Origin of the sequence: Clostridium sp. TW13, assembly GCF_024345225.1 — a bacterium.
GTDB lineage: Bacteria > Bacillota > Clostridia > Clostridiales > Clostridiaceae > Inconstantimicrobium > Inconstantimicrobium mannanitabidum.
This window is the reverse complement of record NZ_BROD01000001.1, coordinates 4,030,001-4,041,803: the sequence shown is the minus strand read 5'-3', so window position 1 is coordinate 4,041,803 and position 11,803 is coordinate 4,030,001. Positions and strand designations below refer to the sequence as shown.

Below are 11,803 nucleotides of genomic sequence, written 5' to 3'. Positions count from 1 at the left end.
AGATTTATTGTTAATAATAAAAGGAGGATAACTATGATTTTTATATGTGAAAAACAAAAACTTCAAGATAGTATTTTAATAGTTCAAAAAGCGATAACAGGTAAGTCAACCATGCCTATACTTGAAGGTATTTATTTAGAAGCTAGAAATGGTGAATTAAAATTAATTGGTTCAGATAAAGATGTAAGTATAGAAACTAAGATAACTACTGACATTATAGAAGAAGGATCTATTGTAGTTGATTCAAAAATATTTGGTGAAATTATAAGAAAACTACCAAATGAACAAGTAAAAATAGAAACTTGTGAAAATAATTCAATACAAATAACATGTCACAAGTCTGTATTTAACTTAGTTCATATGAATGCAGAAGATTTTCCGATATTACCAAGCATAAATGAAAATAATATATTTAGTGTTCCTCAATCAATATTAAAAAATATGATAAAAGGTACTTCATTTGCAATTAACCAAGATGAGTCTAGACCTATATTACAAGGAATTTTATTTGAAGTTAATGATGGAATTTTAAATCTTGTAGCAATAGATGGATATAGATTAGCTATAAGAACAGAATCTTTAAATACAACTAATTGTATAAATGCTGTTATTCCAGGAAAAACATTAAATGAAGTAGCTAAAATTTTGGATGATAGTGAAGATGTAGTGAATATAACATTTACTACAAATAGCATATTATTTAGTATTCCAGGAACTCGAATAATTTCTAGATTGTTAGAAGGAGAGTATATAAAATATAACTCGATATTACCGCAAGAATATAAACTATTTATTAATGTTAATAGGCAAGAATTACAAAATGGAATAGAAAGAGCTTCTCTTATGGCCAAGGATGGTAACTCTAATTTGATTAAATTAGATATTCAAACTGATACCATGGTTATTACATCTAATTCTCAATTGGGAAAGGTGAGAGAGGAAGTAAACATAAATTTGCAAGGTGAACCACTTCAAATTGCATTTAACTCAAAATACCTTTTAGACATACTTAAGAATATGGAAGAAGATGAAGTTATAATGGAATTTACAAGTAGTATATCTGCCTGCATAATAAAAAATAAGCAAGTTAACAATTGTAAGTACTTAATATTACCTGTAAGAATTGCTAGTATTTAATTTATCTTACAAAGTAAAAAAGAGGTTGGAGGTATAGAGATGCATAATTATGCATCTCTTAGATGGAAATTATGGTTAATGTTGAAATAAGCACTGATTTTATAAAACTAGATGCTTTTTTGAAATGGTGTTCTATAGCTCAAAGTGGCGCTGAAGCTAAAATGTTTATATTGGATGAAATGGTATTAGTAAATGGTGAAATATGCACTCAAAGGGGGCGTAAGCTTTATAAAGGTGATTACGTTGAATTTGAAGGTGAGAAATATACAATAATTTAAAAAAATGTATCTTGATTATATCCGATGATTTTATGGTATAATTAAATAGGTGTTAATATGTTTATTAAGAATTTACAACTATTAAGTTATAGAAATTATGAAAATATATCTATAAACTTCGAAAAAAATGTTAATGTATTCATGGGTGATAATGCTCAAGGAAAAACTAACATACTTGAGTCTATATATTATTGTGCATTTGCAAAATCACATCGAACAAACAAAGATAAGGAACTGATATCTTGGGATAAAGAAAGAGCCTTAATAAGTCTAAATATCGCAAAAGAAAGATTAGATAAAAAAATAGATATAAGTATTTTTAAAGATGGTAAAAAAGGTATCAAGGTTAATTCTATAAAAATAAATAAGATTGGTGAGTTAGTTGGAGTTTTCAATGTAGTTATGTTTTCTCCAGAGGATCTAAAGATTGCAAAGGAATCACCAGGTATTAGAAGAAAATTTCTTGATATGGAAATATCACAATTAAATAAAAAGTATTATTATAGTCTGGTTCAATATAACAAAATATTGTCTGAAAGAAACACTGTTTTAAAGAAGAATAATGCAGAGGAATCTATGTTAGACATATATGATATTCAGCTTTCTAAATATGGTGAATATATAATTAAGCAACGAATTGAGTATTTAAATAATTTGAATTCACATGGAAAGCAAATACATAGAGATATAACTTCTGGTAAAGAGGAAATAGAATTTAAATATATTAATTCATTTAAAATAACTGAGAATATCTCAGAAGATATGCTTAAAGCTTTGAGTAAAGACAGAAAAAAAGACATAGAACGTAGAATAACTAATATTGGACCACATAGGGATGATTTTAGCATCTTTATAAACGACATGGATGCTAAAAATTATGCATCACAAGGTCAACAGAGAACGGCTGTTTTGACAATTAAATTTGCTTCACTGCAAATAATAAAAGATATCATGGGGGAATATCCAGTTTTGCTTTTAGATGATGTATTGTCAGAGCTCGACTTTAATAGAAAAAGATATGTTTTGAGTTCTATAAATAATATTCAAACCATAATAACTTGCACAGGAATAGAAGATTTATATAATTACTTAGATCCAAATGCAAAAGTTTTTAAGGTGAAAAAGGGAGCAATTATATAGGTTACAAGTTAAGGAGGAATTATAGTGTTTTTACATTTAGGAGAAAATGTAGTGGTACCAGTAAAAGATATTATAGGAATTTTTGATATTCAAACCACTATGTTTAGTTCTGATACAAGTCAATTTTTAAGAATGGCTGAAGAAGATGGATTTATTGAAAAAATAACAAATGAAAGTCCAAAGTCATTTGTTATAGCAGAGGTAGATAAGAAATCTAAAGTGTATTTATCACCGATATCATCTGCAACTCTTACAAAGAGAACGGATGTAAATTATAATCTAAGTGAAAAGTAATTTCCAATATATTGATTATTTTAAGTTTAGATTGAAATAAAATAAGTAGGAGGAGTTACGAATTGGAACAAGAAAAGATAAGTAGTAATTATGATGAGAGTCAGATACAGGTTCTAGAAGGTCTTGAAGCGGTTCGAAAAAGACCAGGAATGTATATTGGTAGTACTAGTGCCAGAGGACTTCACCATTTAGTTTATGAAATAGTGGATAATAGTATAGACGAAGCTTTAGCTGGATATTGTAAGAATATAAATGTTTATATTAACGAGGATAATTCTATATTGGTAGAAGATGATGGTAGAGGTATGCCAGTAGGAATGCACCCTAAAATGCATAAGGCCACTGTAGAAGTTATTATGACAATACTACATGCAGGTGGAAAATTTGGTGGTGGAGGCTACAAAGTTTCTGGAGGTCTTCATGGGGTTGGTGCTTCAGTAGTAAATGCTCTTTCAGAGCAATGTGAAGTAACTGTATATAGAGAAGGTCATATTTGGAGACAGAAGTATTCTAGGGGAAAGGTATTAACTGAATTAGAGAATGTTGGTGATTCTGATAGAACAGGTACAACAACTTACTTTAAGCCAGACACAGAAATTTTTGAAGAGTTAGAATTTGACTTTGAAGTATTATCTCAGAGACTTAGAGAATTGGCATTTTTAAATAAAGGGATAAATATAGAGCTATTTGATAAGAGAACAGGTAAAGATGATAAATATCATTATGAAGGTGGTATAAAATCATTTGTTGAATATTTAAATAAAAACAAAGAAGTAATACAAAGTGAACCAATATATGTTGAAGGAATAAAGGATGGCATATCTGTAGAAGTTGGTTTACAATATCATGATGGCTTTAATGAGAACATATTTACTTTTGCAAATAACATAGATACAGCAGAAGGTGGAACACATCTTGTTGGATTTAAGAGTGCTATGACAAGAGTGTTGAATGATTACGCTAAGAAATATGGTTTTGTAAAAGATAACGATAAAAACTTATCAGGTGATGATACCAGAGAAGGTCTTACAGCAGTAATATCTGTAAAAATATCTGAACCTCAATTTGAAGGGCAAACTAAAACTAAGCTAGGAAATAGTGAAGTTAGAGGAATTGTTGATAGCATAGTAGCAGAAGGTGTAGCTGAATTCTTAGAGGAAAATCCAGATGTGGCAAAAACTATTATTGATAAGTCATTATTAGCTCAGAGAGCAAGAGATGCAGCTAGAAAAGCAAGAGAACTTACTAGAAAATCAGTATTAGAAAGAACTGCATTGCCTGGAAAATTAGCAGATTGTTCTTCAAAGAATCCAGATGAATGTGAAATTTATATAGTAGAGGGAGATTCAGCGGGTGGATCTGCAAAGAGTGGTAGAAATAGAAGTTTCCAAGCTATTTTGCCTCTTCGTGGTAAGATAATGAATGTTGAAAAACAAAGACTAGATAAGATGTTAAACTCTGATACTATAAGATCAATGATAACAGCTATAGGTGGAAATGTAGGTAAAGAATTTGATGTAACTAAGATTAGGTATAACAGAATAATAATTATGACTGATGCCGATGTTGATGGTGCTCATATTAGAACTTTACTATTAACCTTCTTCTATAGATACATGAATAAGTTAGTTGAAGATGGCCATGTGTATATTGCACAACCACCACTATATAAAGTATCAAAGGGAAAAAAAGAAGCGTATGCTTATACAGATGCTGAAATGGAACAAGTAATAGCTGAATTTGGTGGAAGAGATAATACATTAGGCATACAAAGATACAAGGGTCTTGGAGAAATGAATGCAAGCCAATTATGGGATACTACTATGGATCCAGAAAAAAGAATATTGCTAAAGGTAGGCATAGAGGATGCAATGTTAGCAGATGAAATGTTTACTATTCTTATGGGGGACAAAGTAGAACCAAGAAGAGATTTCATACAAGAAAATGCAACACAAGTTGTAAATTTAGACATTTAATTTTGATTAATAGTCTAGTACGAGGTGAAGTACATGAATTTGAATGAAGGAAAAGTAAAAGATGTAGATATAAAGAATGAAATGAAAAAGTGCTATATTGACTATGCTATGAGCGTAATAGTAGGTAGAGCATTACCAGATGTTAGAGATGGACTTAAACCTGTTCACAGAAGAATTTTATATTCAATGCAGGAGCTAGGTATAACTCCTGATAAAGGATACAGAAAATGTGCAAGAATAGTTGGAGAAGTTTTAGGTAAATATCACCCACATGGTGATACATCAGTATATGATGCATTAGTTAGAATGGCTCAAGACTTTTCAATGAGATATATGCTTGTAGATGGTCATGGTAACTTTGGTTCTGTAGATGGTGATTCAGCTGCTGCAATGAGATATACAGAATCAAGAATGAGTAAAATAGCTACAGAAATGCTGAGAGATATAAATAAAGAAACTGTAGATTTTATACCAAACTTTGATGGTGAAGAAAAGGAACCAGTTGTTTTACCTTCTAGAATACCAAACTTATTAGTAAATGGTTCTTCAGGTATAGCAGTTGGTATGGCTACTAATATACCTCCACATAATTTGGGTGAGGTAATTGATGGAACAATAAACCTTATTGATAATCCAGAGTTGACTGTTTTAGAACTTATGACTTATATTAAGGGACCTGATTTCCCAACTGCCGCAACTATAATGGGTAAGGCAGGAATAAGGGCAGCTTATGAAACAGGTAAAGGAAAGATAGTAGTAAGAGCTAAAGCAGAAATAGAAGAAGAGAAGAATAGACAGAAAATAATTGTAACAGAATTGCCATACATGGTTAACAAGGCTAAGCTTATAGAAAATATAGCTGATCTAGTTAAAGATAAAAAGATAACTGGTATCTCAGATTTAAGAGATGAGTCTGATAGAGATGGTATGAGAATAGTTATAGAAATAAAGAGAGATGCAAATGCTAATGTTGTTCTTAATTTATTATATAAGCATACAAAAATGCAAGATACATTTGGTGTTATAATGTTGGCTTTAGTTGATAATCAACCAGAAGTATTAAACTTGAAACAAATATTAACTTACTATATTGCACATCAAAAAGAAGTTATAACAAGAAGAACAGTATTTGAATTAAGAAAAGCTGAAGAAAGAGCTCATATACTTGAAGGGTTAAGAATAGCTTTAGATAATATTGATGAAGTTATTAGTATAATCAGAGGTTCTAAAACTAGTGAGATAGCAAAAAATACTCTTATAGAGAAGTTTGCATTATCAGTTATTCAAGCTCAAGCTATACTAGAAATGAGACTTAGAAGATTAACAGGTTTAGAACGAGATAAAATAGAACAAGAATTTAATGAACTTATGGAATTAATGAGATACTTAAATGAAATACTATCAAGTGAAGAAAGATTACTTGGTGTAATAAAAGAAGAATTACTTGCAATAAAAGCCAAGTATAATGATGAAAGACGAACTGTAATAAATAAAGTTGAAAATGAAATAGATATAGAAGATTTAATCCAAGAAGAGGATGTAGTTATAACTCTTACTAATGGTGGGTATATAAAGAGAATATCTGCTGACACTTATTCAGCTCAAAAAAGAGGGGGTAAGGGTATACAGGCAATGACTACAAAGGAAGATGATTTTGTAGAACATGTATTTGTAACTTCTACGCATACCAATCTTTTATTCTTCACTAATAAGGGTAAAGCATATAAGATAAAAGCATATGAAGTGCCTGAAGCTGGAAGAACAGCTAAAGGAACAAATCTAGTAAACTTAATTCCTGTAGAAAAAGAAGAAAAGATACAAGTAGTGTTAGCTATAAAGGATTTAGATCAGGATGGATATTTGTTTATGGCTACTACTCATGGGCTTGTTAAGAAAACATCTTTAAGTGAATTTAAAAATATAAGAAAAAATGGTCTTATAGCTATAAATCTTAGAGATGGGGATGAGTTACTAAAGGTTAAGGTAACTTATGGAGATGCTAATATAATCATAGCTACAAAAGAAGGTTTTGCTATTAAGTTTAGTGAAAAAGATGTAAGACCAATGGGAAGAACAGCTTCTGGAGTTAAATCAATAAATCTTAGAAAAGGAGACTTAGCTGTATGTATGGATATAGCAGTAGATGATGAAGAGCTTCTTGTAATAAGTGAAAATGGTTTTGGAAAGAGAACTCCTCTTAAGGAATATAAACTTCAAAACAGAGGTGGAATGGGTTTAATTACTTATAAGATTTCTGAGAAGACAGGTAAAGTAGTTGGAGCAACCGTATGTAATGAAGACAAAGAATTAATGCTTATCAATAGTAGTGGCGTTGCTATTAGAATTAATATATCAGATATTTCTGTAACAAGCAGATCTGCTATGGGAGTAACATTAATGAGAACATTAGAAGATGAAAAGATAGTTGCTATTGCTAAGATCGATAAGGCAGAAGTTGAAGAAGATGATTTAGATACTGAGGCGGCTGTAGAAAATAGTGTAGAAGAAACGAATAATGGCTTAGAAAAACTTATTGAAAGAGCACAAGAAGAAGAATAATTTTTTAGCACATGCTTACATAGGCATGTGCTTTTTTTATATAAATAGGTTGCATAAAGGTAATTAAATGTGGAAATATTATAGAAATAACATATAAAATTTTTTCGGATTACAATGAAATTGATGTATGTTGGTTATTGTATATGTGCTGCTGAGAGGGAAAAAGGTATAAACATGCCCTAGTGTATCAACATGCGAAAAAGATAAAAATATAGAGTATTTAATAGAAAATAAAGAATTTTATCGAAATAGCCACAGTACATAAAAAAAGGTTATATTATAAAGGTGTTATTATAAGTCATGTCGCTAAGCGATGCATGAGAAATTCAAAACAAATTGAATTTAATCTCACAAAAAACTTTTCGAAAAAAGTGTTGACACAAAACACTTTGGATGATAAGATAAACAAGTCGCCAAACGGTGACAAAATAAAACAAGATGATCTTTGAAAATTAAACAGAGGAAACTAATAGTTCATATGAACTTTTTTTAAGACCAGCAATTCTTTTAAGCGAAAGCTAAGATTAAACTTGAAACTTAAATTGAGAGTTTGATCCTGGCTCAGGACGAACGCTGGCGGCGTGCTTAACACATGCAAGTCGAGCGAGAAAGTCTTCTTCGGAAGACGATCTAGCGGCGGACGGGTGAGTAACACGTGGGTAACCTGCCTTATAGAGGGGGATAGCCTTCCGAAAGGAAGATTAATACCGCATAACATGGTTTTATCGCATGGTAGAATCATCAAAGGAGTAATCCGCTATAAGATGGACCCGCGGCGCATTAGCTAGTTGGTGAGGTAACGGCTCACCAAGGCGACGATGCGTAGCCGACCTGAGAGGGTGATCGGCCACATTGGGACTGAGACACGGCCCAGACTCCTACGGGAGGCAGCAGTGGGGAATATTGCACAATGGGGGAAACCCTGATGCAGCAACGCCGCGTGAGTGATGAAGGCCTTCGGGTTGTAAAGCTCTGTTTACAGGGACGATAATGACGGTACCTGTGGAGGAAGCCACGGCTAACTACGTGCCAGCAGCCGCGGTAATACGTAGGTGGCAAGCGTTGTCCGGATTTACTGGGCGTAAAGGGAGCGTAGGCGGATTTTTAAGTGGGATGTGAAATACCCGGGCTCAACTTGGGTGCTGCATTCCAAACTGGAAGTCTAGAGTGTTGGAGAGGAAAGTGGAATTCCTAGTGTAGCGGTGAAATGCGTAGATATTAGGAAGAACACCAGTGGCGAAGGCGACTTTCTGGACAATAACTGACGCTGAGGCTCGAAAGCGTGGGGAGCAAACAGGATTAGATACCCTGGTAGTCCACGCCGTAAACGATGGATACTAGGTGTAGGAGGGTCCAACCTTCTGTGCCGCCGTTAACACATTAAGTATCCCGCCTGGGGAGTACGGTCGCAAGATTAAAACTCAAAGGAATTGACGGGGGCCCGCACAAGTAGCGGAGCATGTGGTTTAATTCGAAGCAACGCGAAGAACCTTACCTAAACTTGACATCTCCTGCATTACTCTTAATCGAGGAAGTCCCTTCGGGGACAGGAAGACAGGTGGTGCATGGTTGTCGTCAGCTCGTGTCGTGAGATGTTGGGTTAAGTCCCGCAACGAGCGCAACCCTTATTGTTAGTTGCTACCATTTAGTTGAGCACTCTAGCGAGACTGCCTGGGTTAACCAGGAGGAAGGTGGGGATGACGTCAAATCATCATGCCCCTTATGTTTAGGGCTACACACGTGCTACAATGGCAAGTACAAAAAGATGCAATACCGTGAGGTGGAGCAAAACTCAAAAACTTGTCTCAGTTCGGATTGTAGGCTGAAACTCGCCTACATGAAGCTGGAGTTACTAGTAATCGCGAATCAGAATGTCGCGGTGAATACGTTCCCGGGCCTTGTACACACCGCCCGTCACACCATGAGAGTTGGCAATACCCGAAGTCCGTGAGCTAACGCGTAAGCGAGGCAGCGGCCGAAGGTAGGGTCAGCGATTGGGGTGAAGTCGTAACAAGGTAGCCGTAGGAGAACCTGCGGCTGGATCACCTCCTTTCTATGGAGAACATCTAAGTGATGGAAACATGTACTTGGATAAAAACGAAGACTGGTTATCCTCTGTTTAATTTTGAGAGATCTTCTCTCAGAATTTTGTTCTTTGAAAATTGCACATAAGTATATAAAAAATTACATTTTAATGTAATATCTCAAATGTCAAATTCAAATGCGAATTTAGATTTAGTAACTTTGTTAAGATAGGCACGATGTGTTTTGATAACACATCAACAAAAAAGAAACGAGTAGTACGCGGAGCTGACGAGCGAGCAGCAGAGCTTACTTAGGTAAGTGAGCAGCGCAGCGAGGAAAGCGACAAAGTAATACGAAGTTAGTTTTTTGTTAGAGGTCAAGCTACAAAGGGCGCATGGTGAATGCCTTGGCATCAGGAGCCGATGAAGGACGCGATAAGCTGCGATAAGCTTCGGGTAGGCGCACATAGCCTGTGATCCGGAGATTTCCGAATGAGGGAACTCACATGGGAAACCCCATGTACTGTACAATGAATAAATAGTTGTATGGAGGTAAACCTAGGGAACTGAAACATCTAAGTACCTAGAGGAAGAGAAAGAAAACTCGATTCCGTAAGTAGCGGCGAGCGAAAGCGGAAGAGCCCAAACCAGAGATTTATCTCTGGGGTTGCGGACAGAACATAACGTGAAGGTATCGTAATTGAAGATAGCTGGAAAGCTACACCGTAGAAGGTAATAGTCCTGTAAGTAAAACGAGAAGATCATAGTTCTGCTCCAGAGTACCACGAGACACGTGAAACCTTGTGGGAAGCAGGGAGGACCACCTCCCAAGGCTAAATACTACCTGATGACCGATAGTGAAGAAGTACCGTGAGGGAAAGGTGAAAAGAACCCCGGGAGGGGAGTGAAATAGAACCTGAAACCGTGTGCCTACAACCGATCAGAGCACCATATGAGTGTGATGATGTGCTTTTTGTAGAACGAGCCAACGAGTTACGGTATGTAGCGAGGTTAAGTACTTAAGGTACGGAGCCGAAGGGAAACCGAGTCTGAATAGGGCGACTAGTTGCATGCTGTAGACCCGAAACCGGGTGACCTATCCATGGCCAGGTTGAAGCGAGAGTAAAATCTCGTGGAGGACCGAACCACGTTGGTGTTGAAAAACCATGGGATGAGCTGTGGATAGCGGAGAAATTCCAATCGAACTCGGAGATAGCTGGTTCTCCCCGAAATAGCTTTAGGGCTAGCGTCGAATATGAGTAATGGAGGTAGAGCACTGAATGGGCTAGGGGGCATAGCGCTTACTGAACCTTATCAAACTCCGAATGCCATATACTATTAGTTCGGCAGTCAGACTACGAATGATAAGATCCGTGGTCAAAAGGGAAACAGCCCAGATCGTCAGCTAAGGTCCCAAAGTGTAAGTTAAGTGGAAAAGGATGTGGGATTTCCAAGACAACTAGGATGTTGGCTTAGAAGCAGCCACTCATTAAAAGAGTGCGTAATAGCTCACTAGTCGAGAGATCCTGCGCCGAAAATGTTCGGGGCTCAAACTTACCACCGAAGCTACGGCATCAGTTATACTGATGGGTAGGGGAGCGTCGTAATCGGGCTGAAGTCGTACCGTAAGGAGCGGTGGACTGATTACGAGTGAGAATGTTGGCATTAGTAGCGAGATGTGGGTGAGAATCCCACAGGCCGAAAACCTAAGGTTTCCTCAGGAAGGTTCGTCCGCTGAGGGTTAGTCGGGACCTAAGCCGAGGCCGAAAGGCGTAGGTGATGGACAATCGGTTGATATTCCGATACCACTATTAATCGTTATTACCGATGGAGTGACACAGGAGGATAGGATGTGCTAGCTATTGGATGCTAGTCTAAGCACTTAGAGAGTTGTGATAGGCAAATCCGTCGCAACAATCTTGAGGTGTGATGGGGAAGGAACTACGGTTCCGAAGTATCTGATTCCACGCTGTCAAGAAAAGCTTCTAGGGAGAGAAATAGTGCCCGTACCGCAAACCGACACAGGTAGGTGAGGAGAGAATCCTAAGGCCGGCGGAAGAATTACAGTTAAGGAACTAGGCAAATTGACCCCGTAACTTCGGGAGAAGGGGTGCCTACGAGAGTAGGTCGCAGAGAATAGGCTCAAGCAACTGTTTAGCAAAAACACAGGTCTCTGCTAAAGCGAAAGCTGATGTATAGGGGCTGACGCCTGCCCGGTGCTGGAAGGTTAAGGGGAATACTTAGCGCAAGCGAAGGTATGAACTTAAGCCCCAGTAAACGGCGGCCGTAACTATAACGGTCCTAAGGTAGCGAAATTCCTTGTCGGGTAAGTTCCGACCCGCACGAATGGCGTAATGACTTGAGCACTGTCTCAACTGTAAATCCGGCGAAGTTG

6 protein-coding genes and 2 rRNA genes (1 of these 8 only partly in view) are annotated in these 11,803 nt (G+C 36.3%); all 8 read left to right on the top strand.

The window, feature by feature from the left end:
• Positions 1-33: 33 nt before the first annotated feature.
• Complete coding sequence (dnaN, locus tag OCU47_RS18685) at positions 34-1,137, top strand: DNA polymerase III subunit beta (RefSeq protein ID WP_261830087.1); 1,104 nt, start codon at positions 34-36, stop codon at positions 1,135-1,137.
• A 71-nt stretch (positions 1,138-1,208) separates the two neighbouring features.
• Positions 1,209-1,415, top strand: a complete 207-nt coding sequence (yaaA, locus tag OCU47_RS18680; protein ID WP_261830086.1) for a S4 domain-containing protein YaaA — start codon at positions 1,209-1,211, stop codon at positions 1,413-1,415.
• A gap of 57 nt (positions 1,416-1,472) precedes the next feature.
• On the top strand, positions 1,473-2,555 hold the full coding sequence (recF, locus tag OCU47_RS18675) for a DNA replication/repair protein RecF (protein ID WP_261830085.1): 1,083 nt from the start codon (positions 1,473-1,475) through the stop codon (positions 2,553-2,555).
• A 24-nt stretch (positions 2,556-2,579) separates the two neighbouring features.
• A complete protein-coding gene (remB, locus tag OCU47_RS18670; protein WP_261830084.1) occupies positions 2,580-2,849 on the top strand; it encodes an extracellular matrix regulator RemB in 270 nt (89 codons plus the stop codon).
• 62 nt (positions 2,850-2,911) lie between these two features.
• The gene (gyrB, locus tag OCU47_RS18665; protein WP_261830083.1) at positions 2,912-4,825 is read left to right on the top strand and encodes a DNA topoisomerase (ATP-hydrolyzing) subunit B; all 1,914 of its coding nucleotides are present in this window, start codon (positions 2,912-2,914) and stop codon (positions 4,823-4,825) included.
• 33 nt (positions 4,826-4,858) lie between these two features.
• Entirely contained in the window at positions 4,859-7,384 is a 2,526-nt protein-coding gene (gene gyrA, locus OCU47_RS18660; RefSeq protein ID WP_261830082.1) for a DNA gyrase subunit A, read from the top strand.
• A gap of 538 nt (positions 7,385-7,922) precedes the next feature.
• Positions 7,923-9,437 (top strand): 16S ribosomal RNA (locus OCU47_RS18655).
• Positions 9,438-9,783: 346 nt separating this feature from the next.
• Positions 9,784-11,803 (top strand): 23S ribosomal RNA (locus tag OCU47_RS18650) (it continues 882 nt past the right edge of the window).
• Together the 16S and 23S rRNA genes form the textbook arrangement of a ribosomal RNA operon.

Bases quoted from the DNA above. Each gene is read 5' to 3' on its own strand.
- dnaN (WP_261830087.1), top strand. From the start codon at position 34: ATGATTTTTATATGTGAAAAACAAAAACTTCAAGATAGTATTTTAATA.
- yaaA (WP_261830086.1), top strand. From the start codon at position 1,209: ATGGTTAATGTTGAAATAAGCACTGATTTTATAAAACTAGATGCTTTT.
- recF (WP_261830085.1), top strand. From the start codon at position 1,473: ATGTTTATTAAGAATTTACAACTATTAAGTTATAGAAATTATGAAAAT.
- gyrA (WP_261830082.1), top strand. From the start codon at position 4,859: ATGAATTTGAATGAAGGAAAAGTAAAAGATGTAGATATAAAGAATGAA.